Source organism: Methanimicrococcus hacksteinii (assembly GCF_032714515.1).
In the GTDB taxonomy this organism is placed as follows: Archaea; Halobacteriota; Methanosarcinia; order Methanosarcinales; family Methanosarcinaceae; genus Methanimicrococcus; species Methanimicrococcus hacksteinii.
Genome location: NZ_JAWDKC010000021.1, coordinates 1 through 24,099, shown reverse-complemented (window position 1 = coordinate 24,099; position 24,099 = coordinate 1). Strand labels below are relative to the sequence as shown.

Here is a 24,099-nt window from a genome sequence, read left to right as displayed (position 1 = left end):
AAAAAAGAAAACGAAAGAGATTAATAATAAAAAAGAGAAGCGATGTTATTATTTTTCAACATCTGCTTCCGCTAATTTTTCAATCAATCTCGGAATCACGACATCGGCCGCGCCTTCGACAAACTTAATGCTGCCGACAACCAAGTGGCCGCCGCCGTTGACACCGCTGCCGATTAATTCTTCGCGCAGTTCTCTGACAATCTGCGGGATATTCATTAAAACTTTTTTGGAGCGAATGACAGCGAAATCGGGGCCGAGTCCGAGAGTGATGACCGGCTTATCAATGTATTTCTGATTGCACATAATGTCGTGAATTTCGCCTGATGTTTTTCCGGGCGGCGGGAACGTGAATTTGTGGGCGAATTTTTCAACATCGATTGTGTTGAGAATTGCACCGCTCTTGAGTTCCGTCATTTTGACATTCGGAAGACAGACTTCAAGCTGACCTTTAATCATGCCGTCGGCCTGCTCCGTGAGCATATTGATGAGACGGAGATGTGTTTCATGGTCGCGAAGATCTAAAATATCGTCAACAATTCCGACACCGCTCCCGAATTTGAGCCAATATTGTTCATAATCCAAGGAGAGCGCCATTTTCTTGAGATGATCGAGCGGATATTTGCCGGCCACCATTTCAATGTATTTCGCGCACTCGGGCGATTCCGAACGGTCGCCGACACCGGCAACGGCTGCCAAATGGACAATCTCGTCGCTCACTTCGGGGCGGATCATGCGCGCCGTTTCAACACAAAGCATGCCGGCCGTCAGACCGAAGTCGCCGCCGACTTTGTACGGGTTGACATGCGCAATCAAATAATCGTCCGCGATGTCATCGGGATGGTGGTGATCAATCACAACGACATCCATGCCGTACACCTGCGTGTGTTTGTATGCGGGAACATCTTCTTCGGTGGAACCGTTGTCCACCATCACAACAAGAGGCATCGGCTGGCCGAACCGGATTTCATCTTCAACCGCGTAAGAAACGTCTTTAACGGCGTCCATCAGCTCATAAAACGGCGCTTTGGACGGCGATCTTCTGTAAGCGCGGTGTTCCGCATCGGGACCGCCGGCTTCACGGATGAGCGGTAAAATCGCGCGCTCAATTGCAATTGCTGAAGTGATGCCGTCGGCATCGGCGTGATGTCTGAGAATAATCGGGCGCGAGCGGAAAATCGCTTTTCGGATTTCTTTGGCGGCCTGAAGCATCGCCGGTTTTAATTTTTCCAAAACGTCGCTTTCAACCAAAAACGGAATGTCATGCGCTTCGGCGCGTTTGTCAACAGCCGCTTCAATCTTTTCAATCAGCACGGCCGCCTCTTCAGCCGGCAGCGGTTTCAGGCTCATCAATTCAATCTGAATCGCGCCGTCACGGATGTTGATTTCACCGACGGCTGAGACAGCCATTCCGGCATCAATCTCCGGATATGAACGCTGACCGGCCGTTGAAAAGCCGGCGCACGGCACTTGTCCGGTTTCATCGGAAATTGTAAAAATCGTGGGGCCGCCGGTTTGTTTGACCTGAAGAACTTCGCCCGAAAACTTAACAGCTTTTCCGTTGTCTTTGGGCGTCATGTCACCGATTAAAGTCAGCGGGAACTCTTTTTCCACTTCGATTAATTCGTATTTTCCCGGACGCTTCGGAACCAAATCCAATTTCACGTCGCGGCCGGACCGATTGATATTTTTAATCTGAATAATAATTTCATCGCCTTTCGTCATGGACGAGCAGGCCGAATCGAAATTTTTCTCATGCAATAATCCTTTAATGCCGTCGTTGAGCTTGACGAAAGCCCCGAGATTTTCAACCAAACCGTCGACAATCCCGATGTAAAGCTTTCCGCTTGCCAAATCGTTGTAATCGCAGGAATTATCCAATTTGTGAACGCAGCCGGAAGACAGACAAGCATTGCAGATTTCTTCGCCGCTGTCATTCAAGTACGGAATTTGTTTGCCGCAGCGTACACAATGATAGATTTCGCCTTTTCCGCGGCATTCTTCGCACTTTTCTTTTTTCTCGTAAATGCCGGATCCGCCGCAGACATCACAGACGCCGCTCACGAAAGAATCCAGATTCTTTTCGGAAAGATCCATTAAATTAATGGATTTCGGCTTTCCCGCGCTGACAACACCGCTGCATTTCGGGCACGGGCCGGTTTCCGTAATATTGAAACCCTGGCCGAAACAGTTAGGACATTTTTCACTCATAATTTATCACTTGGAAATAAAAAACGGATTTTAGAATATAAACTATTGCAAAGAAAAACAAAGAAGGCAAAGAAAAACAAAAAAACAAAAAAACAAAGAAGCAAAAAGAACAAAGAAAAAACAAAGAGGCAAAAAGAACAAAGAAAAACAAATAAGACAAAAAGAACAAAGAAGAACCAAAGAAAACAAAAAACAAAGAAGACAAAAAACAAAGAAAAAGGAAAATAAAATGAGAGACATCTTGCCGCTGATGATTGAAAAAGCAGATCCCGACAAAACCAATGAAATGAATGAAATTGCCGAGCTGTGGCTGAAAACCAATCTGACAGGGCAGGATTTTATTCCGGAAACTTATTGGAAAAGCCGATTTGAAGACGTGAAGAAAATGCTTCCCGAAGCCGACATTTATGTTTTCAAAGAAAAATCAAAAATTTACGGCTTCATCGGAATTGTTGAAAACCGATATGTCGCCGGATTATTTACAGATTATAAAAGTCAAGGAAAGGGAATCGGAAAATCTTTGATTGAATTTTGCCAAAAAGAATATGATTATTTGGAGCTGGATGTTTACGTCAAAAATATCCGGGCTGTTAGCTTTTATTTGAAAAACGGATTTGTGATTGATTTTGAAAAAACGGATGATGAAACAAATGAACGGGAATACAGAATGAGTTGGAAAAAAGAAAAGTAAAAATGAAAACAGAAAAATGAAAAACAGAAAAAATAAAACAAAAACAAATAATAAAAGCAAGAAAAATGAAAGCAGAAAAATGAAAACAGAAAAATGAAAAACGTAAAAAAAGAAAGGGAAAAACAATTATTTGTTTTGTTCTTCCAGTAATTTTCGTATTTTTTCAACTTCCGAGATGAGCTTAGACATATCCGGCTCGGATCCGGAAGCTGACTGCGGGGCAGATGAAACTGTTTCGCTGCCGCCTGTGACAGCCGTGACGGGCGCCGTTCCGCGGACGAAATCCATGATAAATGCGCGCAGCGGCTCGGCATCTTCCATGCCGATGATTGAAATTTCGGAACCGGCTTTGCCGCCGGAATTTCCGGCTGTTTGAATCTGAAGGTTTGAAATTTTAAAAATCCGCATGACAGGTCCTTGAGAAATGTCAATGTTTGTGATTCTGTTGTACGGCACAATGCCTGTTTTTTTGAACCAGACGCCGCGTTTCCAAGTCATTTCCGTATCGTTCAGATGATAGACGATGGATTTGTAATAAAGCTGCACCCACACCAAAACAAAAACGGCGAGGAGCAGAATGATGAAAACAAGTCCTCCGAGAGCAATGTAAACCATTCCGGTTAAAAGAAACGGAAAAATAATTGCTCCGAATGTAAAAACGGAAGCCAGAATGGTTGAAACAACAGCGGTAATAGACATATACGGTTTGTATTGCGGTGACGGTTTAAAGTCTTCTTTAAATGGAATCATACAATTTTATTCAGTAGCGGCAAGGTTAAGTAATTATCTGAAAAAATATTTGAAAAAAGCGAAAAGAACTGAAAAAACAACATAGGAACAAATATAAAAGCAAACGTAAAAGCAAACGTAAAAGAAAATGAAAAAAAAAAAAAAAAAAAAAAAAAAAAAAAAAAAAAAAAAAAAAAAAAAAAAAAAAAAAAAAAAAAAAAAAAAAAAAAAAAAAAAAAAAAAAAAAAAAAAAAAAAAAAAAAAAAAAAAAAAATGGTTTACCGAACACTTCGGACCATCATGATTAAAGGATATTTAGCCGAACGTTTTTTAAATTTACCGAAGGGTTGATTTTTAAATTTGTTCTTAAAAACAGAATGTAAAACTTTGAAGCCATGAGCTTGATAGAACCGAATGATTTTTTCATTTTCGATGCAGTCGATTCGAATAACATTAACACCGACAAGAGAATTGGCTTCTTTTATGATTTGAATGGTCCGTAAAAGGATATCATTTCCGGAGATCTCAGAATTATAATTATTGAAATAATTTTTGGAAAGATGACCGACCAAGTATGTTTCGACATAATCGACTTTATGAACAGAAATTCTGGAAAAACGGCTGATGAGTTTTTTTGAATATAAATCATCTTGAACATGCATTGTTTTACCGGACAAAGAAAAAAATCCCAGAACTTTATATCGCCTTTCTTTTAACAAAAAAGTGCAGCATTCGTTGCATGTTTTAAAATTAGAATGGCAGCTGCCGCATTCAGAAACGGGGTTGGAAGATAAAATAAAATAATTTCTGCAATAATGATTGCGTTCATAATCAATAAACTTCCCTGAAACGATATACTTTTCCAGATCCGGGTCAATTGATTTAAAATTTGAAAGCTGAGAAAGAATCTCAGCACGATATTGTTTCCAAAACTCACGTTTTGATGTTCGGTTGTTCTCCGGCTTGCATTTTCGAATTTGTTCAATGATCATATCATTGAAACTTAAAACAAAAAAAGAGGATTTAGAGAAGTTCTCTTCCTCTGCGCAGCTCTTCAAGAACATCCACCTCAACATCATTGTGAGGTTCGGATGAAAACATGACTTCTTTCAGTGTTTGAATTGCTTTTTTGTCTTTGATAACAATTATATCGGTATATGATGATGTTGCCATTGGTCTAAACCTCCTTTTGTTTAATGAAATGGAATTATTCTAACTGAGTTTATACGTTCCGATTTTTTTAAAAACGCAAATTTTATATTTGAATTTCCGGCAGTTTGCCGACAATTCAATGTTTAACTAATTGTATAAATAATTTAAGGAAAATTTAAAGAAAAAAGGCCGATTGTATTTGAAAATAAACAATATAATTAGAAAGAATAAAAATGATCAGAAAAATAAAAACAAATTTTGCAAAGCAAAATGAAATTTGAAAAGATTGAAAAAATGAAAGAAAATGAAAAACGAAAGGAAAATGAAAAACGAAAGGAAAAGGAAAAGATGAAAAAAAGTGTTTTTACTTTTTCCACCAAATATGCGCGTACAAACCGTCTTCAGGCAAAACAAACCCTTTTCCCGGAACTTCCATAAACACCTGCTTCAAATACTCTTCGGCGATTTGAATTTGCCAATCCTCTTTTGCGCCCAATCTGCCGAGATATTCTTCCAGCGCTTCTTCAAACGTTTCATAAATGTGAGAATCTTTGAGCGGCAAAACTTCCAAATCGGCATAAATGCCGGCCTGATACAACGCATTCCAAATCCAATTTGCAAGCGGGCGTCCGTAATAATCTTCGCCGTAAAGTTTCGTCCAAAGCGCTTCATTAATGCGGCCCCACGGCGGATCCGTTAAAAACCAAAAGATATGAACTTCTTTTTCTGCGGCAGCGTCCATTTTAAGAAACGCTTCCTTCAAATCGGGAACCGACATTGCGAAAGAAGAAACGATGTAATCGAATTTTCCGATTTCATCGAGATTGACATCTTCCCAGGTTTTCGGAATAATTTGAATATCGGCAGAAACCTCTTTCAGCTTTTTGTATTCGGCAAGCGCTTCGTGCATCGGCGGCGCGGGTTCAACAATTGTCACGCTGCAGCCGGCAGCGGCCAGCGGAACGGCCAATGTTCCCGGACCTGCGCCGATATCCAAAACAGTTGAACCCGGCGGAAATTGAAGGCGTGCCAATTGATCGTTCACGCGCTCGACATTTCCCGAAATTAAATTTTTCAGCATATGATCGGTGTTTTTCTGAACCGAAAAATGCTTGGCACTCGTTTGAAAATTGGTCATTTTTGCCTGTTTGGCGCAATGATTGTTCCATTCTTGATTGGCATCGTTCATATTATCAAAAACAGAGTTGTTGTTTTAATACTTTTTTGAAAAAATGTAATAAATTCAAAAAAATGAATAATTTCAAAAAACACAGTAATTGCAAAATATTATGGAAGAATTTGACAAAATTCGATCAAAATTCAATCAAAACTCAATCAAAATCAACCGTTCCCGAGATGCCTTCTAAGATTCCCGAAACCAATTCCAAAATCAAAACGTTTTCATCGGGAATATTCTGCTTATTTTTAATTCCGGATTTTGCTGCCGAAACAAATCCGAAACGCTCATAATAATGCGGGTCGCCGACCAAAATGACCGCGGCATACCCTTCGGATTTGGCGCGTTTTAAGCTTTCTTTGACCAAATCGGAGCCGAGCCCTTTGTTTCGGCAATCAGCATCTATCGCAACGGGGGCGAGAAGCAGAATTTCAAACATATTTTTCGGCATGGACGAAACGCCGTGAATGGCAATTTTAGAAAGCATAATGTGTCCGATAATTTTGCCGCCGGCCTCTTTGCCGGTTGTGCTGCCGGCCCCGCCGTCATCGGAGTCATCAATCATGACAAGAGAAAGTTCCGGAATATAATTTCCGCCGCTTCGGATTTTATTGACATAATCCTGTTCCGTGCCGCCGGAAACAAAGGCTGTTTGAAAAGCGGTTTTAACAAATTCATAAATTTGCGGAAAATCCGGTCCGGTTTCTTGTCTGATAAGCATAGTTCGAATAAGACGTTGAGAGGTATATAATTTTTGAAGAATAAAAGAGAAAACTGATTAAGCAGAAAGTTCTATCAAATATTCGGATTGGAGATTCAAATTCAATAAAAATAAAATAAATAATCGAATAAAAACGAAAAATCAAAATTAAAATTAAAAACCAAATTAAAAATCAAATTAAAAATCAAAATTAAAATTAAAATCAAAAATTGAACTCGAAACACGAGCAAATGAGGCAAAAAGAAATGATTCACATTATTAAAGAATACGAGCGCGTCGTCATATTCAGATTAGGCCGATTAAACGGCGTCAAGGGGCCGGGAATGTTTTTTACGGCACCGTTTATTGACAGAACGGAAAAAATCGATATGAGAACAGTCACCATTGACGTTCCGAAACAGGATATTATCACAAAAGACAACGTGACAATCACAGTGGACGCCATTGTCTATTACAAAGTGATTGACCCGGAAATGGCAATCACTGAAGTTGAAAATTACAAATACGCGACATCCATGCTCGCGCAGACAACACTGCGCGATGTTTTGGGACAGATGGAACTTGATGAAGTGCTGACGAAGCGTGAAAAAGTCAATTCCGATTTGCAGGAGCTTTTGGACAGGGATACTGACCCGTGGGGGATCCGCGTCACCTCCGTGACAATCCGCGATGTCAGCCTGCCCGATTCTATGCTTCGCGCCATTGCAAAACAGGCCGAAGCCGAAAGGGAGAAACGCTCCAGAATTATTTTAGCGGAGGGCGAACAGATTTCCGCAACAAAAATGCGTGATGCTGCCGCCCTTTATGACGAGGTTCCCGTTGCAATCCGCCTCAGAGAACTGCAGACACTCTCCGAAATCGCGCGCGAAAAGAATATGATTGTCGTCACCAACACGACCGATACCGGCGACATGATTGCAATGGCAAACGCGACGGCGGCAAGAAAACAAAACAAGTCATGAAAAAGAATTGGAAGAAAAATTTAATTTCTTCTTCCGTTTTTCATCTTTAAGTAATTTATTTTTGATCAACTAAAAAATAACCGCCGGTCTTAGGCGCGCCGCGGAATTCAATTTGGCGATTATCAACAAACTCTTTTAAACATCTTTGTGTCGTGCGCAAACTGATACCGAGATGATCGGCAATTTTCGGGGCGTTCATTCCGGGATGCCGGTTAACCGTTTCAAAGATTTTATGACAAGAATTGCCGCCGCCATTTACACCGCTGCCTGCACCGCCAAATCCGCCGCTGTCTGCACCGCCAAATCTGCCGCTGTCTGCACCGCCAAATCCGCCGCTGTCTGCACCGCCAAATCCGCCGCTGTCTGCACCGCCAAATCCGTCGCTGTCTGCACCGCCAAATCCGCCGCTGTTTACATCGTCAAGTCCGCCGCTGCCTACACCGCCAAGCCCGCCATTGTCTGCACCGCCAAGCCCGCCGCTGCCTACACCGCCAAGTCCGCTGCTGCCTGCACCGCCAAATCCGCCGTTGCCTACACCGCCAAGTCCGCCGCTGCCTACACCGCCAAGTCCGCCGTTGCCTGCACCGCCAAGTCCGCCGCTGCCTGCACCGCCAAGTCCCCCGCTGTCTGCATCGCCATGTATCTCATGTGACTGCAAATCTTCTTTGAAAAGCCTGAGCAAATCTTTTTGCGTTTCAATAATTCTGTCGGCGATGAATTCTTTAAATGGTTCATCATTGGTATGTGCTGTTTCAAGAAAACGAATGTATTCTGATCGAAGCAGAGGAGGAATAACGGTAATAGAATAATGATTTCGAATTAAAGCCAAATTCATCAATAATCGTGCAACTCGTCCGTTTCCGTCGATAAAAGGATGAATAAAAACAAATTTTATGTGTACAAGCGCAGCAAATTCAACGGGATGCAATTGATGCTCATTTTGGTTGAACCAATTGACAAATTCTTTCATTTGTCTTGGGATTTGCTTGACAGGCGTTACATCATATGAACTCCCGCTGATAACAACGGGGATTTTACGATAAACGCCGGCTTGCTGCGGGTCAATCATTTCATAAAAAAGTTTGTGAAGGTCTAAAATGTCTTCTTCTTGTAAATTTTTCTGCGACACAAGCTGCCAGAGGCGGTCATACGCTTTTGCGTGTCCGACCGCTTCGTAAATGTCACGCAGCGGTTTTCCGTTGATTGTTAAACCGTCTTCGATAACAATTTTGGTTTCGGATTCTGTCAAACTGTTTCCTTCAAGCGCATTGCTTGAATATGTCAAACCGATGCGGTAATAATCCTTCAGAGATTTCAGCGTCCCTTCCGGCAGCGGGCGCAGCGACAACAATTTTTCATTGTTTTCTTCCGCTTTTTTGTATTTTTGTTCCAGAGTCTGCATTTTTCCGCACCGCAATTTGTCAATAGATTATGAATGAATCATATTCAATAGAAGCTAAAAGCAATTAAATTTATCTGAAAAATGAAACATAAAAAATGTAAGAATAAAAACAGAAAGCTTTCGCTCGCCATTTAAAAATATGAAATCAAAAACGAAAGATAAAACGTGGGGCCGGTGAGATTTGAACTCACAACCGACGGGTCTCTCCGAATTGTCGATTGAATCGACACTCTTTCGAGCACTTTCAGCGCTCCAACGGCTCCTCATCGCATTTCCCCGTCGGGAAGTGCTCGGTTGACCCGTTGTTCATCATTAAATATCCGCTGGAGCCCATCGCCCTACCAGGTTAGGCCACAGCCCCTCAATTGTTTTATCTTAATTTTCTGTTCGTTAATGCGAACAGGAAACATAATAGGAAATTCAAAAGTAATAAAGGTTTTGAATCCTCGTCTGCCTAAAAGAGAATAATTAAATATAGCCTTAACGGTCATAATCATAAAAAAGAGGGAGACCATGGCATTTTGGACATTTTGGAACAGCTTTTCACTTGTTGACTGGATTTTAGTGCTTCTGATCGTCATTTTTGCAATTATGATCATTCGGAATGTGTATCGTTTGATGAAAAGAAGAAATGAATATATTTCATATCAGGAAGCTAAAGAACAGCATACGAAAGAGCATAACGAACACGCTGCCGCAAAAAAAGGGGCGAAAGACGCTGTTTTTGAAGAAGGCGAAAACGAAAGAAAATCCGGCAACGCCGACGAAGAAAATAATTTCGGCGAAGAAAGCCGCGGAAATGATGACGGCGGTTTCGGAGACGGAAATGACGACGGCAGCAGCCCGAGCGGCGAAGGCGGCGGCGGAAGCGACGAATAAAAGAATGAATTTATTTTAAAATTTATCTTTTCTTTTTTTAAATAGAAATTATAACTTCCAAATCTGTACTCATCGTTTTTAAATTTCATCATGTTTAAAAATGATAAATTACGGCAAGATTTATAAACATCCAGATTTTACACTTTAATCGGTGAGTACCATGCTTATTGTCAATGCAGTAATAAAAATTAAACCGGGAACGGAAGAAGAATTCTTAGAAAAAGTCCAGCCGCTGCTTACAGCCAGCCGCCGGGACGAAGGATGCATTTCTTATGCGCTTTTCAAAAACACAGAAGAAGAGAACTCTTTTATGATGATTGAGCAATGGGAAAGCCCCGAAATGCTGGACAAGCACACAAAAGAGCCGCATTTTATCAAATTCGGCGAAGATGCCGGCCCGCTCATGGCAGCCGCGCTTGACATTCAAACTTATCCTGTCGCGGACTGATTTTTAATCAACCGGCGCACGGGAATAATAAACAAAAATAAATAAGTAAACAAAAACGGTATTGTGAAAATCAATACGATACAAAATCAATAAACACTAAAGTAGCAAAAAACAAAAAGAAAAGGCGGACCGAAAACTTCGGATTCCGCCTTTTTTTATTCAATTTTTTATTCGATTTTTTATTCAGCTTTTTGATTCAATTAGCTTTTCGATTCAATTTTTTGATTCAATTAGCTTTTCGATTCAATTTTTTGATTCAATTAGCTTTTCGATCCAATTTTTTGATTCAATCAGCCTATTCGATTTGTTTTTCGATTCAACAAATCTTTTAATTTAATTATTCGGATGCGTTTTCCGGAATCTTCTCTTTGAATTTCGTGTAGGACCAAAGCTGATAAATCAGCACGATCGGAACGAAAATCAAAGCTGCGTAAAACATCAGCGAAAGAGTCAGCTGGCTTGACGCGCCTGCAAAAATGCTGACGCCGTACTCGGGATTGATTGTTGATTTTAAGATGTACGGATAAAGCGACACGACACCGGTTGCCACGCCGAAGAAGATTGTTCCGATATTTGCAAAGAACGCAAAGAGCGGACGATCAGATTTCTTCCAGGTCAGCAAAATGCATGCCAGCGCAAAGACGACCGCAATTGCCGGAATCACATACAGAATCGGATAAGCGTTGTAGTTGACCGCAAATCCGTCTGTGTTGAAGAGCGCCAGGATGTAAATCAAAGCGACTGCCGCAACAGCAACCGAACTCTTTTTGCCGAAACTTTCGGCCCGCACGGAAATGTCGCCTGCCGTCTTGTGAGCCACCCAGAGTGCGCCGGAGGTCAGGAAGAGCAGAACGAACAGCAATGCGCCGAGCAGAGCATGCACGCTGAACAATCCGAGAAGCGTGCCTTCATACACATAATCGGCGTTGATGACCATGCCTCTGAAGAAGTTGGTAAACGCAACGCCCAAGACGACCGTAATCAAAAGACTTCCGAGCGCCCAGCCGTAGCGGAATATTTGCTGAAGCTTTTCATTTTCGTCATGATAAATCAGCTCAATACAAATGCCGCGCAAAATAATTGCGACCAGCAGAAGCATCATCGGGATGTAAAGCCAGGTGAACATCTTTGAGAAGATGAGCGGAAATGCTGCGAACGTGCCGCCGGCTGCCAGAATCAGCCAAACCTGATTGCCGCCCCAAAACGGACCGACGGATCTTGCGATCTGAAGTGTCTGAGGCATATTTTTCGGCAGGAAAGCGGCCAGCATGCCGGCGCCGAGCGGGAACGAATCCGCGACCAAATAAATCGCCCAGATGACGCACCAAAGAACAAACCAAATGTTGATGAGAAGTGTGTAATCAAGCATGGTCTTTCACCTCGGGGCCTGCGACGACGGCGTTTTTCATCAGGTAAAGGAACAGGACGAACAAGAGCAGATAAAACAGCACCAAAAGTCCCATCGAGAACAAAATCTGAATCGCGGGGATGCCGGAAATCGCTTCGGACGTTCTGTAAAGGCCGTAAACAATCCATGGCTGGCGGCCGACTTCTGCGACTGCCCACCCGAACATGATGGCAAGATACGGAAGCGGCAAGCTGTACAGCATGAGCTTCATGTATTTGCGTGAATTGGGTTTTTCCATCGTCGGGTCTTTGCGGACCAAATAAAGTCCGGCAAGTGCTTCCAGGATGAACAAAATGCCCAGCATCACCATGATTCTGAAGCTGTAAAATGTCAGCGCCACCGGGGGCCGATCATTCGGATCGATGTCATTCAAACCCGTGACTTCACCGTGGAAATCGCCTGTCAGCAGGAAACTTCCGACATAAGGAATGCCGATGATTTGAACAAGGTTTCGACCTTCGGATTCGGACGGGATTGAGAACAGATACATCGGTTTATCGGATCCGCTTTCCCAAACGGCTTCCATTGCCGCGGCTTTGACCGGCTGGACTTCGCCGACGTAATGGCCGTAAAACATGCCGAGCGTCGGGAGAAGAATGGCGGAAATAATCAAAACATAAACGCCGAGCTTCATGGATGTTTTGTAAATATCGACATTGGATTTTTTGAGCAGGAAATAACCGCTGACGGCCACCATAAAGACGGCGGACAGGAGATAAGCTGCCAAAAGTGTGTGAATCAGCATGTACCACAAGTACGGGTTGGCCAAAACGGCGCCGAAATCGGCGAGAAGAATTTTACTGCCGTCTGCGGCCATTTGATAGCCGACCGGATGCTGCATGAAAGCGTTTGCAGTAATAATCCAGATTGCCGAAATCATTGTGCCGACGGCAACCAAAACCATGGAAACGGCTTTGAGTTTGGGTCTTTTATGGCTTGTAAAGAGCCAGATGCCGAAGAATGTGGCTTCCAAAAAGAAAGCAATCAGCGCTTCTAAAGCGAGCGGGGAAGCGAAGACATCGCCCATGAACTCCGAGTACGGTCCCCAATTGGTTCCGAACTGAAACGTCATGGCAAAACCTGTAACGATGCCGAACGCAAAATTAATCTTAAAGAGGTTGCCCCAATATTGAGCCAACTTCTTCCATTTTTCTTGTTGTGTTTTCCAATATTTAACTTCAAACCCTGCAACCATCGCGCCGAGACCAATCGTCAGCGGAACGAAAATAAAGTGGAAAAAGACAGTGATTGCGAATTGAAGCCGACTTAATAAGACGATATCTTCTATCATAAATGTCACCCTGTTTTCAAATCATGAATTGAAAGCTGTGCAAACCAATCTTGCCGCGGCAAGTTTTACAAATATATTTCCATGAAATATATATCAACTTGTATTATAATTTGAATGTATATATATTTGATTTACAATTAGACTTTAAATTCGGAAATTTTCATGCAGAAATTTTTATAATTCCTAACGATTATAAAAATTTTTGCTTAATAGTAATTATTATTAGAATATAAAAATCTAATCATCGGAATGAAAAAAAGGAGGGCAACACTTTAAAAAGAAAAAATTGAAAATTGTTTAAGAGTTATAAAATGACAGGTCTTCAGAAATTTCAGAACGGATTTATTAAAAATCAAGTTATTAAATGATTATTAAACATAACTTTTAAATAATAATTATTTCTAATAGTGTATTGTAAATTCTCTAAATGAATTGTAAATTCTCTAGGAATTTAAATGAAGATTAAACATCCGGGGAAAAACGGTAAAATCGGATAAGTCCCCAAAAACGGCATATTAAAAACGAAATCCGGAAAAACATTTTTTATAGAAAAGAACCCAACCCCATAACTATAAAAAAACAATTCGAACCAATAACAACCCCAAAAACAACCCAAAAACAATAAACCATACAAAAAACGGAAAAACGAATACGGTTTAAAACAAACAAACACCCGGATGTTATTAATTTTCAAAAGACTATTAATTTTCAAAAGATTATTAATTTTTAAAAGACTATTAATTTTCAAAAGACGAATTCTCAACGTTCACATTCAAACAATTTTCAAACAAGATTCAAACAATGCTCAAACACATTCGCACAATGTTCAAAGAACGTTCAAACAACATTCAATGTTCCCGAACCGAATTGTCTGTGCGGATTGCCTGTACGGAATTACCGGTAAATTAAAATAAAGTTTTAAAAAACATTTTCAGATAAATTTATATTTAAATTTGAATTTAATAATAAGTTACCATCATTTGACATGATGAGAGGAGAAAAAAACATGGATTTTACTGCTTTATTCAAAGCGCCCGAAGCTGAAGGAAAAGAAAAACACGTTCCTGTTATTGAACGCGGAAGCGGTCACAACGGCACGCACGATAATGTGGTCATCGTTATGGTCGGCAAAGAAACGCCGCACCCCAATACACTTGAACACCATATTGTTTGGATTGAGCTTTACGGCGTTAAAAAAGAAAATGATCAGGTTGTTTACATCGGACGCGCAGACTTTGCCCCGACAACGGCAGACCCGACGGCAACTTTCAAAGTGCTTGACTTAGATCAATATAAAGCACTCGGAGCGGTTTCGTACTGTAATATTCACGGCTTGTGGAAAAATACTTTCGAGCTTTAATTCAAGTTTAATTCGAGATTTAATTATTACTTTAAAGCTTAAATAAAAATTCTTAAAAAACCTTATAATCAAATTGAAAAATGAATTAAAATCTGTTTACTGTTTTATCTTTCATTTTTCAATTTTGTTTTTATTTTTTTGTTTTCTTTCATATTTTTTTGTTTTCTTTCATATTTTTTTGTTTTCTTTCATATTTTTTTGTTTTCTTTCATATTTCTTTATGTTTTGTATTTTCTTTTATTTTTCTTTTATTTTTCTTTTATGTTTTCGTTACGGCTGCATTGATTCTGTTTTGATTCCCCCCGAGTCTGTTTTAATTTCCCTCGTGTATTAAATGCACGCCGCCGCGCGCGAACGGCACCGTTTTGAAACAATCAAACAGGATTTTTATTTTTGATTGCGATTCGTAAATTTATGCAACAGATGATTTTTATATAATAGAAATGATAATTATAGTGTTGACACTGCACCGATCAGCTGTGCCGATAAGGAGTTATCTGAAATGACGAAGAAAATAAAAATCACCGAAAACGGCCCGTACGAGGTCAGCCCGGAGATTCCTTTGGTTCAATCCATTATTGTGACGGACGACGACGGAACTTCTGTGAGCTGGAAAGACGGGAAAAAGTATCCCGACCAGACCGAACCGTATTATCTTTGCCGCTGCGGCCGTTCTGAAAACAAACCGTATTGTGACGGATCACACGAAAAACCCGCCGGGCTGATGAGAAAAAAATTCGACGGAACGGAAACAGCAACGCACGGAAGCGATGAAGCCAATACGCGCGTTTACGAAGGACCCGAGCTGACTTTGATTGACGAAGAAAGTTTGTGTGCCTCTTTGCGGTTCTGTGACCGCGGACCGCGCGTTTGGGGGGCCGTTCAGAATTCGGACCGGGATTATCTGAAACAGATGGCGATTGAAGAAGCGTGCGCCTGCGCAGCCGGAAGATTGACAGTGGTCGATAAAGAAGGGAAGGTTTACGAACCCGAACTGGATCAGGAAATCGGATTGGTGCAGGACACGGCACTCGGAATCAAAGGGCCGTTGTGGGTGAAGGGCGGCATTCCGATTGAAGGCGCCGACGGCGAAACGTACAAAATCCGGAATAGGGTGACACTTTGCCGCTGCGGCGAATCCAAAAATAAACCGTTCTGCGACACCCGGCACAGAAACAGCAAAAACATGATCGGATTTGACAAATGAAAAAATTGATCTTTCATTTTTTCATTTATTTTCTTTATTTTTTGGTTTTGTTTATCGTATTTTAAATTCTAATTCTGTTTCTTGATTTTTAATTCTAATTCTGCTTCTTGATTTTTAATTCTAATTCTGTTTCTTGATTATTTTTTGATATTTTATCCTGTTTTTCAATTCATTTTCGAGTCATTTTTTAGACATTCATGCGGCTGTTCGCCTGTGCTGCGCGCGCGGCTCGTCCGATTTTTGAATGACTCGGAGATTGGAATTCGATTTTGGCGTTTATTTCTCAAAGCGTAAACCAGCAAAAATAAATAAAGAGCGGATTATAACAATCGTATTTACTGCAAGAATTTATCGTATAATATTATGAACGGCCGCGCATTTTTCAGCGGCGGCATTCGTTTTGAGGAATTTTTATGAAAGTGACGATGGACATTGAACTGAAGGATGAGCCCGGTCAGCTCATCGCGGCGCTTGAGCCTGTTTCAAACAACAGGGCGAATTTAATATCGGTTTTTCACTATCACAAAACCAATTCGACGACAAAGTCGGGCAGCGGCAAAGTTCAGGTTCAGCTGGTTTTGGATGCCAAAAGTCCCGTGATTCAGAAAATTAAGGAAGACATGGAAAAAACAGGCATCCGCATTCTTCGAATCGGCGAAGAAAAATACAGAGAAATGATTACCGTCATCATGATCGGGCATGTTGTGAATACCGATATTCGGGACACAATCAGCCGGATTGACGAAACGGGCATTGCCGAGGTAACGGACATGTCGCTTTCCATGCCGGAAATTGACGAGCCGACTTCCGCTGCGATTACAGTCAGCGTTATCGGAAAAGATGAATTGAAAAAAGTGATTGCGCTTTTGAAAGAAATTACAAAGGAAAAGGACCTTTTGCTGGTGCTTCCGATTGAATTGGAGTAATAAGGAAGAGGAGTGAGAAAAATGAAAACAGTTAAAGCTTCAATTATCGGATTCGGATCGATCGGACAGGGTGTTGCCCGCGTTTTGTTAATGAAAAAGGATTATTTGAACAATGCGGGAATTGATTTGAAAGTGGTGGCAATTACGGATTCAAAAGGCGCCGTTGTTGATGAAAACGGTTTGGATTTGGAAAAATGTCTGGCCGTTAAATCCGAGAAAAAGACCATTGCCGAAAAAGAAATGACGGGACTGGATGTCATTGAGCAGATTGACCATGATTTGGTGATTGAAGTCACGCCGACCGATGTTGTAACGGGCGGCGCCGGTCTTTTAAATATGGAAGCGGCTTTTGAAAAAGGAATGGATGTCGTCACGTCCAACAAAGGGCCGCTGACTTTGAAATTTAAAGAATTGAACGAACTTGCCGACAAAAACGGATGCGCCTTCCGCTACGAAGCGACTGTCGGCGGCGCGATGCCGATTATTAATCTGACAAAAGAAGTGATGGCCGGCAATGAAATTGAGAGCATCAAAGGCATTTTCAACGGCACCTGCAATTATATTTTGACGCGGATGCTGGAGGAAAAGTCGGCGTATTCGGAAATTTTAACCGAAGCGGTTGATTTGGGAATTGCCGAGACCGATCCGACTTATGATGTGGAAGGCATTGACACCGCCGGAAAAGTCGTGATTTTGGCAAACACGGTTTTCGGAATGAACAAAACCATCAATGATGTCGACCGAACCGGCATTACGCAGATGACGTATGAAGCGCTTGAGATGAGCACAAAGAACGGAAAAGCAATTAAATTAATCGGCGAAGTGAAAAAAGACGGCAGTCTGACAGTTTCGCCGCGCCTTGTTCCGATCGGACATCCGCTTTCCGTCAGCGGCACTTTGAATGTCGCAACAATTCAGACGGATTTGGCCGGCGAAATCACGGTCACCGGAAAAGGTGCGGGATCTGTTGAAACAGCCAGCGCGATTTTGAGCGATATCATTTCCATTTACAAAGAAGATTGATTCTGCTGATTCTGCAGAAAATAAACAGACAGCAGAAACTGCATAAGAGAAAAGACAAAAAAAGAGACTGAAAAATGACTCAATTTTCAGAATTTGCCGACCTTTGCATAAAAATTGAAAACATTCCGGGATCCCTTGAAATGACCGACGTGTTCTCGGAATTTTTAAAAAACGTTGATGATGACGAGCTTGCCGTATCTTGTTATATGGTGATGGGCGAAATCTTTCCTGCCTGGACCGGCAAAAAGCTGGGGCTCGGGCCGAATTTGCTTTATTCGGCGCTTTCAAAGGCGGCCGGCATTTCACTTGACAAAATCAAAACGCTTCTCCGTGAAACCGGCGATGTCGGGGAAACCACTTACAGAGCGCTTTCTGAAGATAAAAAGAGTCAATCGACCTTTTCAAGCTTTTTTGAAGAAGAAAACGAAAGCGATTCCGGGTCTAAAGGAAAATTATCTGTCCGCGATGTGTATGACCGTTTGAAAGAAATCGCCGACGCGTCGGGAAAAGGCGCCCAGTCTCAAAAGATAAAAAGTCTTCAGTATCTGTTTTCGGAGTCAACGCCTGTTGAAGCCAAATACATTTCAAGAATTGCGCTTGAAGAGCTGCGTATCGGAATCGGGGAAGGAATCGTCAGAGATTCGATTGCCAAAGCATTTGATGTTCCTGTTTCCAACGTGGAATTTGCGTTTATGGTCACCAATGATTTGGGAGAAGTGGCCGCCGCCGCTAAAAAAGGCGGTATCGAAGCGATTTCTCATCAGCATATTCAAGTCAACCGCCCGGTCAAGATGATGCTGGCGCAGGTGACAAACAGTATTGAGGCAGCGTTTGCCGAGCTGGACGAAGCGGCTGTTGAATGGAAATTTGACGGCGCGCGCCTTCAGATTCATAAAACGGGCGATGAAATTCATCTTTTTACCCGGCGTTTGGAAGATGTGACAAATTCGCTTCCGGATGTTGTTTCTTATGTTGCCGATGCTGTGACCGCAAAGGACGCCGTTTTGGACGGGGAAGCTGTTGCGATTGACGAGAACGGACACCCGAGACCGTTTCAGGATATTCTGCGCCGTTTCCGCCGCAAATATGATGTTGAAAACACGTCCCGAGACATTCCGATTCATGTCAATTTGTTTGATTTGCTGTATGCCGACGGGGAAAGTTATATCGAAAAACCGCTGACGGAACGTCGGAAAAAATTATCGGGAATTGTCAGGCCCGGCGCAAAAGGAATCAGTGTCGATGATTTGACAATTACAAAAGATCCCGAAGCGGCCGCAGAAATTTATCAGGCGGCGCTTGCTGCGGGTCATGAAGGGATTATGATTAAAAATCCGAATTCGCCGTATTCGCCGGGAAAGCGCGGGAAAAACTGGCTGAAGAAAAAACCGGTGATGGATACGCTGGATTTGGTTGTCATCGGCGGCGAATGGGGTTCGGGAAAACGCAAAAACAAAATCGGATCCTACGTTTTGGCGTGCTATGACAATGTTAAAAATGTATTTCTTGAAATCGGCCGCGTCGGAACGGGTCTCAGCGACGAGCTTTTGGACGCGCTCACAGAACAGTTTTCGGATTTGATTGAAGCCGAAAACGGCGTGATGCTCAAAATAAAGCCGGAAGTTGTTTTTGAAGTAGCTTTTGAAGAGATTCAAAAAAGTCCGAATTATCCGGCAGGGTACGCGCTCCGGTTCCCGAGACTTGTCAGAGTTCGGGACGATAAAACGGTTGAAGAAATCGATACGATTGAAAAGATTGAGCGGATGTATCAGGGACAGAACCAAAAAGAGTAATGCTGCAGAGGCGGTAATGCTGCAGAGGTGTAATGCTACAGAAGCGATATCGGACGCGCACACACGCGGCAATTTATTATAATTTTTCATTGAAAATGAATTGATTTTATGAATTTTCGGCAAACCCGAACTCCCGATAAAACCTTGAAAAATAATATCCGGGAGAAGCTCAAGCAAAAAACGGAGTTCAAATTTTTGAAAGTTGAAAAAAACCAAAAAACAACCTCCAACGGCGAGTTTTGTGAACGAAGTGAGCAAAAAGAGGAGTTGGAGATTCGTCCCATGAATTTAACGAAAATACAATCGGGATGAATTTATTTGAATTTCAAACGCTTACGATTTTTCTTTAATTTTTCTTTTTTTTGAAAAACCTCTCCAAATTACGATTTCGTTCGCCGCTTCGCGCCGCCCGAAATTCGTAATTTGGAGTGGGGTTTGCTGTATTTGTTTTGAACCGAAACATCCGTTTTTCAAATTTTCGGCAAACCCGAACTCCCGATAAAACCGGAAAAAACAATAACCAGAAGACAGCTCAAGCAAAAAACGGAGTTCAATTTTTTTGAAAATTGATAAAAATCGATGTTTCAGTTCTTTGATAAATTATTGAAAAACCAAAACAACCACCTCCAACGACGAGTTTTGTGAACGAAGTGAGCAAAAGGAGGAGTTGGAGATTCGTCCCGCGAATTCAACGAAAACACAAATCAAGTATTATCATTAATTTTTAAGACCCATATTGTTTCCTTTTAAATTTTCATTTTTTTTGAAAACCTCTCCAAATTCCGATTTCGTTCGCCGCTTCGCGCCGCCCGAAATTCGTAATTTGGAGCGGGGTTTGCTGTATTGTTTCAAGCCGAAACATCGGTTTTTCGAATTTTTTAGCAAACCTGAACTCCCGATAAAACCCGAAAAATAAATGATTAAAAGACTTGGAAGTTCAAGTAAAAAACGGAGTTCAAATTTTTGAAAATTAAAGAAAGACGATGTTTGTTTTTAATAATTTGATATCAGCCGTTTCAGCATTCCAATTCTTCTTTTGAATATCGGATCAGCGGTTTTGATAAATGCCGTCTTGCCGACGGCGAAACTTCATACCAGCCGGCATTGATTTTTCGGGGAACGGAAAGCTGAATTTTGGATTCGGCTTTTGTTTTGCATTTTCTGCACCGAAATCCCTGGCCGACTCCGGCGGATTCTGTTTTTTTGCCGCAGACCGGACAAAATGGGTTGTCAAATTTGAACGCTTCGGCAAGTTTTAAAATTTTGATTTTTTCAAGATTCAGCGTATCGTTTTTGAAGCTGCCGTAAACACGGATTTCATCGCCTGAAATGAGTTTTCGAATGATATGCCTGAAATCGCCTGTCGGCTCAAAGGCGGCGCATTTCAAAAAATTGCCGTTCTTGTCCCGAACCAGAAAGATATCGTGTCCGCCTTCAATTGTTTCGGACTTTGAATGAACGGTTCCTTCAAGAATATAAGAATGAAACGGCTTCATTTCGTCAAAAGATTCTGCAAAAATCAGATGAGCGTCCGTCCCCTGATTTGTTTTAAAGATTTGGCTCCGTTCAATTTCTTCGGAAAAGACATAATCGGCGGCCTTTGAAACGGATTCGGCCGAATTTCCGCGAATTCCGAATAAAACGGGATCGCTGCCGCCGGGAACACAAACCGGAAACGGTTTTGTTTTTTTGGAAAAATCAATCGTGTCCCAGGTTTCGGGCGCCGTCATTTTGTCGGCAAGAATTAAGCTTTCGACGTCAACAAATCGACCGGGTCCGCCGCGGTTTCCCCAATTGGAGGGCAGGCGGTAGGCCAAATATTCGTAAGTAAAATCAAAATTTTGATTAAGATTTTGATTAGGATTTTGACCGGGATTTTGATCCGAATTTTGATTAGGATTTTGACCCGGGTTTTGATCAGAATTCAGCATCGCGCCGCAAACGGCCAAGGAGCCGATTAAACCGCGGCCGTTTTTCAAAGACATATGAAAAACGGAATCCGGGAATTCAGATTCGGACTCGAAATGGTTTAAGAATTCAAATGCTTCTTCAATTTCAATAACATCCGTCACGGCTTTTTGGAAAAAAACGCCCGACGGCTTTTTTAAAGCCCCGTAAGCATCGTCAAAAATAAAAACCGCGCCGGGATTTGTTTTGTCACAGGAAATGTCGGCATAAGTTTCAATTCGGGATGTCACGTGAGAAATGAGATCGGCTTTAACCTGAGGCGTTTCCTCAAAAAGCCGGAGTTCAATTCCGAGCGCCGCGTTTCCGCGCGTCTTGTAAGGAATGGTCGGATTCAGGCGAATCAAATAAGGATAACCAATAATGTTTCCGAAAACTTTCAGCTCGTCCGCCAGCAGCGCGGCAAGATAGGTCGTGCACATTCCTTCATTTGAATCCGTGTCGTCGAGTCCGATCAGCATCAACACTTCAAAGAACGGCAAATTATTTTTAGATTCTTATACCCAAAATTGGAATCGTAAAAAAGAATTCAAAAACGGGGATCCGATTGATGGATTTCAAAAACGGGGATCGGGTTGATTGATTTCAAAAATTTGTGCGGCTCGCGGGCGGGCGGCGGCAAGCTGAACGGGATAAAGATCTTAAAATGAACAAATGAAAAAAGAACCGAACGATTTGGTTAATTAAAAAATAAGAAAATAAAAAAATGACCGGCCTCAAAAAGAGACCGGTTTTTTACTGATTTTTTAAGTTTTTGCGACTCATGTGTTGGAGTTGAATCGTTTTTGTTTCGTTTTTATTTTAGACTTTGGCATTATTGTTCTTCTTTTTTGTCACGAATTTTTTTGTAAACAAACAATAGAATTGCCAACAATACCAAAATCAGCAGGAAGTAATACACCGCAGAGTTTGTTGAATCTTTGAAAATGACCAACTCATAAATTTCAGGCGATTCGGTGCTTTGAACCAATCCGTCAACTTCCTGAATGGTCATATCTTCATTGACGGTGAGTTCAATGAAGTCTTTCAACAAGCGATAGCCTGTCGGTGCTTTTGTTTCGTAGAGACGGTATGTTCCCGGCTCTAATTCAATGTCTGCCAATCCGGAAGTCGTTGAATAAACCCTCTTGTTGCCGTTTGCATCCAAAAGTTCAAACGCTGCGTCCAAAACTTTTGAGGGATTATCTCTGTCAACCACTTTTATTGTTACAATGGCTGCAAGCGGTGTTTCAAAGCCGGTGTCAGAACTATTTCCGGAAACATTGGAAGAATCGGAGGGATCAGAAGATTCGCCGTTTCCATTATCAACAATGACTGCAGGACCACCATGTCCGCTGCCTCCGGAACCACCGGTTCTTTGCCATTGGGCATAAAGCGTTACAACGTTATCAGTGATTCTGAAAGTTTCACCGTCATTGTAGGATATTCCGGTTCCATGTGCTTCTGTATTCCAATTTTTGAAAGTATAGCCGTCATAATTCATTCCTGATGAAGACTCAACGGTGACTTTTTCGTTGTATTGATAAGTGCAGTCTGCCGGAACAGTGCCGGTGTACCCGTTGCCATCGTATTTAACTTCGAAACTGTCACTTGTTCTGTCAATCCAATCTGCTGTAAGAACAACATCATGCGCAGGCATGGTGAATATTTCACTGCCGTTTCCGGTTAATTTGTCGACACCCGTTCGAACTTGAGGAGCTGTCAAATCCACAGGAGAAGGTGTGACAATCCAGCCGTCAAATTCGTAACCGATTCTGAACAAATTTTTCGTACTTTCTTCGAAAACAGACACAGGATCATTTTCGTTAGCTCTGACATCATCCGGCATACCTTCTTCAATAGTTCCGGCTGACACATACGTGACTTTGTATTCACCTTCTTCCCAACCTGCATAAAGTTGCAAAGGTGTTGCTAAGGGACCGGGTGTTACAGAATCTGTTATATCATACTCAGTCGAGCCATCAGACCAACTTGTAATTACATGATCTGCTTTTTCAAATCCTAAATCTGCCGAAGATTTCAATTGAACTGGAGCATCGCCTTGGAAATATTCAATTGCCGGAGTATTTCCTGAAGGTACATCAGCACCATTCGGATAGTATTCAATTGAATGCGTGTAGGTTGTGATATCTCCCCAAACAGCGTAGAGAATTACGTTGTTTACAGGCATTGTGAAAATTTCACCTGTGAGATAATCAATTTGGTTCGGCGCCGGACTTGTTGTTTCAGACCAACCGATTAAGATATAACCGGAGTTTGAAAAGCCGACATCGGACTCATCGGGAAGCTGGTATTTTTCACCGGAAGCGAGAGGATACACTTCAAATGGTGTCCCTGTGCCGCCTGCACCTGCATTTGGATCGAAAATAAGTTTGTAAGTGCCTGCACTGAGAACAGTCAATGTACCGGAACCGTCAGCGTAGGTGCTGCCGTCAATCACACGAACTTTGTAGATATGACCGTCATCACCGGCGGAAGCAATGAAACTTAAACTTGAACCGGTTTCACTCGGAATTAAAACGCCGTTGTCGTACCATTCATAAGTGTAAGTGCCTGATCCGCCGGTAACATCTGCAGTAAACGTTGCAGGTTCGCCGACAGCCACATTTGCATTGTTCACGGCAACCGAATGAGTACCGGAGCCGTAAACAGTCAAAGTACCGGAACCGTCAGCGTATGTGCCGCTGTCAATCACGCGAACGTGATAGGTATCGGCATCAGAAGCAGCAGCGGAAGCAATAGAGTAAGTTGCAGAAT

Annotated in this window: 20 protein-coding genes and 1 tRNA gene; 9 read left to right on the top strand and 12 right to left on the bottom strand. The window is 42.0% G+C overall.

All coding sequences use genetic code 11. The features are described from left to right. Positions 1–48 precede the first annotated feature (48 nt). Entirely contained in the window at positions 49–2,208 is a 2,160-nt protein-coding gene (locus MmiAt1_RS06645) for a DHH family phosphoesterase (RefSeq protein WP_318786106.1), read from the bottom strand. A gap of 229 nt (positions 2,209–2,437) precedes the next feature. Here MmiAt1_RS06645 and MmiAt1_RS06640 point away from each other — a divergent pair, with 229 nt between their 5' ends. Then, a complete protein-coding gene (locus MmiAt1_RS06640) occupies positions 2,438–2,899 on the top strand; it encodes a GNAT family N-acetyltransferase (RefSeq protein WP_318786105.1) in 462 nt (153 codons plus the stop codon). A 126-nt stretch (positions 2,900–3,025) separates the two neighbouring features. Here MmiAt1_RS06640 and MmiAt1_RS06635 read toward each other — a convergent pair whose 3' ends face one another. The 5 genes from MmiAt1_RS06635 to MmiAt1_RS06615 form a co-directional block, all read right to left on the bottom strand. Then, on the bottom strand, positions 3,026–3,649 hold the full coding sequence (locus MmiAt1_RS06635; protein WP_318786104.1) for a PH domain-containing protein: 624 nt from the start codon (positions 3,647–3,649) through the stop codon (positions 3,026–3,028). 257 nt (positions 3,650–3,906) lie between these two features. After that, complete coding sequence (locus MmiAt1_RS06630) at positions 3,907–4,686, bottom strand: hypothetical protein (protein ID WP_318786103.1); 780 nt, start codon at positions 4,684–4,686, stop codon at positions 3,907–3,909. Next, entirely contained in the window at positions 4,652–4,801 is a 150-nt protein-coding gene (locus tag MmiAt1_RS06625) for a hypothetical protein (RefSeq protein WP_318786102.1), read from the bottom strand. Before MmiAt1_RS06625 ends, MmiAt1_RS06630 begins: the two co-directional genes overlap by 35 nt. A 343-nt stretch (positions 4,802–5,144) precedes the next feature. After that, positions 5,145–5,918 carry a class I SAM-dependent methyltransferase gene (locus MmiAt1_RS06620; RefSeq protein WP_318786101.1) on the bottom strand — a complete coding sequence of 258 codons (774 nt, stop codon included), beginning with the start codon at positions 5,916–5,918 and terminating at the stop codon, positions 5,145–5,147. A gap of 193 nt (positions 5,919–6,111) precedes the next feature. Continuing rightward, positions 6,112–6,678 carry a GNAT family N-acetyltransferase gene (locus MmiAt1_RS06615; protein ID WP_318786100.1) on the bottom strand — a complete coding sequence of 189 codons (567 nt, stop codon included), beginning with the start codon at positions 6,676–6,678 and terminating at the stop codon, positions 6,112–6,114. 245 nt (positions 6,679–6,923) lie between these two features. On the opposite strand from MmiAt1_RS06615, the gene MmiAt1_RS06610 reads away from it, so the two are divergent. Continuing rightward, positions 6,924–7,640 (top strand): slipin family protein, encoded by a 717-nt coding sequence (locus MmiAt1_RS06610; protein ID WP_420891291.1) that lies wholly within the window; start codon positions 6,924–6,926, stop codon positions 7,638–7,640. Between the two features lie 55 nt (positions 7,641–7,695). Here the strand turns inward: MmiAt1_RS06610 and MmiAt1_RS06605 are convergent, their stop codons facing one another. Further along, positions 7,696–9,042 carry a Fic family protein gene (locus tag MmiAt1_RS06605; protein WP_318786098.1) on the bottom strand — a complete coding sequence of 449 codons (1,347 nt, stop codon included), beginning with the start codon at positions 9,040–9,042 and terminating at the stop codon, positions 7,696–7,698. A gap of 166 nt (positions 9,043–9,208) precedes the next feature. Further along, positions 9,209–9,403 (bottom strand) — tRNA-Trp (locus tag MmiAt1_RS06600). 152 nt (positions 9,404–9,555) lie between these two features. Here MmiAt1_RS06600 and MmiAt1_RS06595 point away from each other — a divergent pair. Further along, on the top strand, positions 9,556–9,921 hold the full coding sequence (locus MmiAt1_RS06595) for a hypothetical protein (protein ID WP_318786097.1): 366 nt from the start codon (positions 9,556–9,558) through the stop codon (positions 9,919–9,921). 160 nt (positions 9,922–10,081) lie between these two features. Continuing rightward, the gene (locus MmiAt1_RS06590) at positions 10,082–10,369 is read left to right on the top strand and encodes a putative quinol monooxygenase (RefSeq protein WP_318786096.1); all 288 of its coding nucleotides are present in this window, start codon (positions 10,082–10,084) and stop codon (positions 10,367–10,369) included. Positions 10,370–10,706: 337 nt separating this feature from the next. Here MmiAt1_RS06590 and cydB read toward each other — a convergent pair whose 3' ends face one another. Together cydB and MmiAt1_RS06580 are read right to left on the bottom strand one after the other, a co-directional pair. Next, complete coding sequence (gene cydB / locus MmiAt1_RS06585; protein WP_318786095.1) at positions 10,707–11,738, bottom strand: cytochrome d ubiquinol oxidase subunit II; 1,032 nt, start codon at positions 11,736–11,738, stop codon at positions 10,707–10,709. After that, on the bottom strand, positions 11,731–13,068 hold the full coding sequence (locus MmiAt1_RS06580) for a cytochrome ubiquinol oxidase subunit I (RefSeq protein ID WP_318786094.1): 1,338 nt from the start codon (positions 13,066–13,068) through the stop codon (positions 11,731–11,733). The genes cydB and MmiAt1_RS06580 overlap by 8 nt, the downstream gene beginning before the upstream one ends. 1,006 nt (positions 13,069–14,074) lie before the next feature. Between MmiAt1_RS06580 and MmiAt1_RS06575 the strand changes: the two genes are divergently transcribed. From MmiAt1_RS06575 to MmiAt1_RS06555, 5 genes are all read left to right on the top strand, one after another. Further along, positions 14,075–14,428, top strand: coding sequence for a desulfoferrodoxin family protein (locus MmiAt1_RS06575; RefSeq protein ID WP_318786093.1), 354 nt, complete (start codon positions 14,075–14,077; stop codon positions 14,426–14,428). Between the two features lie 502 nt (positions 14,429–14,930). Continuing rightward, the gene (locus MmiAt1_RS06570) at positions 14,931–15,635 is read left to right on the top strand and encodes a CDGSH iron-sulfur domain-containing protein (protein WP_318786092.1); all 705 of its coding nucleotides are present in this window, start codon (positions 14,931–14,933) and stop codon (positions 15,633–15,635) included. A 413-nt stretch (positions 15,636–16,048) separates the two neighbouring features. Continuing rightward, the gene (locus MmiAt1_RS06565; protein ID WP_318786091.1) at positions 16,049–16,561 is read left to right on the top strand and encodes an amino acid-binding protein; all 513 of its coding nucleotides are present in this window, start codon (positions 16,049–16,051) and stop codon (positions 16,559–16,561) included. A gap of 21 nt (positions 16,562–16,582) precedes the next feature. Beyond that, positions 16,583–17,584 carry a homoserine dehydrogenase gene (locus tag MmiAt1_RS06560; protein WP_318786090.1) on the top strand — a complete coding sequence of 334 codons (1,002 nt, stop codon included), beginning with the start codon at positions 16,583–16,585 and terminating at the stop codon, positions 17,582–17,584. Positions 17,585–17,658: 74 nt separating this feature from the next. After that, the gene (locus MmiAt1_RS06555; RefSeq protein WP_318786089.1) at positions 17,659–19,377 is read left to right on the top strand and encodes an ATP-dependent DNA ligase; all 1,719 of its coding nucleotides are present in this window, start codon (positions 17,659–17,661) and stop codon (positions 19,375–19,377) included. A 1,016-nt stretch (positions 19,378–20,393) separates the two neighbouring features. Here MmiAt1_RS06555 and MmiAt1_RS06550 read toward each other — a convergent pair. Further along, positions 20,394–21,803, bottom strand: a complete 1,410-nt coding sequence (locus MmiAt1_RS06550; RefSeq protein WP_318786088.1) for a tRNA(Ile)(2)-agmatinylcytidine synthase — start codon at positions 21,801–21,803, stop codon at positions 20,394–20,396. Between the two features lie 353 nt (positions 21,804–22,156). Next, the coding region (locus MmiAt1_RS06545; RefSeq protein WP_318786087.1) for an InlB B-repeat-containing protein at positions 22,157–24,099 on the bottom strand (1,943 nt) is incomplete at its 5' end.

Coding starts and splice junctions, on each gene's coding strand:
- MmiAt1_RS06635 (WP_318786104.1), bottom strand. CDS start 3,649: ATGATTCCATTTAAAGAAGACTTTAAACCGTCACCGCAATACAAACCG.
- MmiAt1_RS06575 (WP_318786093.1), top strand. CDS start 14,075: ATGGATTTTACTGCTTTATTCAAAGCGCCCGAAGCTGAAGGAAAAGAA.
- MmiAt1_RS06580 (WP_318786094.1), bottom strand. CDS start 13,068: ATGATAGAAGATATCGTCTTATTAAGTCGGCTTCAATTCGCAATCACT.
- MmiAt1_RS06555 (WP_318786089.1), top strand. CDS start 17,659: ATGACTCAATTTTCAGAATTTGCCGACCTTTGCATAAAAATTGAAAAC.
- MmiAt1_RS06625 (WP_318786102.1), bottom strand. CDS start 4,801: ATGGCAACATCATCATATACCGATATAATTGTTATCAAAGACAAAAAA.
- MmiAt1_RS06595 (WP_318786097.1), top strand. CDS start 9,556: ATGGCATTTTGGACATTTTGGAACAGCTTTTCACTTGTTGACTGGATT.
- MmiAt1_RS06570 (WP_318786092.1), top strand. CDS start 14,931: ATGACGAAGAAAATAAAAATCACCGAAAACGGCCCGTACGAGGTCAGC.
- MmiAt1_RS06590 (WP_318786096.1), top strand. CDS start 10,082: ATGCTTATTGTCAATGCAGTAATAAAAATTAAACCGGGAACGGAAGAA.
- MmiAt1_RS06560 (WP_318786090.1), top strand. CDS start 16,583: ATGAAAACAGTTAAAGCTTCAATTATCGGATTCGGATCGATCGGACAG.
- MmiAt1_RS06550 (WP_318786088.1), bottom strand. CDS start 21,803: ATGCTGATCGGACTCGACGACACGGATTCAAATGAAGGAATGTGCACG.
- cydB (WP_318786095.1), bottom strand. CDS start 11,738: ATGCTTGATTACACACTTCTCATCAACATTTGGTTTGTTCTTTGGTGC.
- MmiAt1_RS06620 (WP_318786101.1), bottom strand. CDS start 5,918: ATGACCAATTTTCAAACGAGTGCCAAGCATTTTTCGGTTCAGAAAAAC.
- MmiAt1_RS06645 (WP_318786106.1), bottom strand. CDS start 2,208: ATGAGTGAAAAATGTCCTAACTGTTTCGGCCAGGGTTTCAATATTACG.
- MmiAt1_RS06615 (WP_318786100.1), bottom strand. CDS start 6,678: ATGCTTATCAGACAAGAAACCGGACCGGATTTTCCGCAAATTTATGAA.
- MmiAt1_RS06640 (WP_318786105.1), top strand. CDS start 2,438: ATGAGAGACATCTTGCCGCTGATGATTGAAAAAGCAGATCCCGACAAA.
- MmiAt1_RS06610 (WP_420891291.1), top strand. CDS start 6,924: ATGATTCACATTATTAAAGAATACGAGCGCGTCGTCATATTCAGATTA.
- MmiAt1_RS06565 (WP_318786091.1), top strand. CDS start 16,049: ATGAAAGTGACGATGGACATTGAACTGAAGGATGAGCCCGGTCAGCTC.
- MmiAt1_RS06605 (WP_318786098.1), bottom strand. CDS start 9,042: ATGCAGACTCTGGAACAAAAATACAAAAAAGCGGAAGAAAACAATGAA.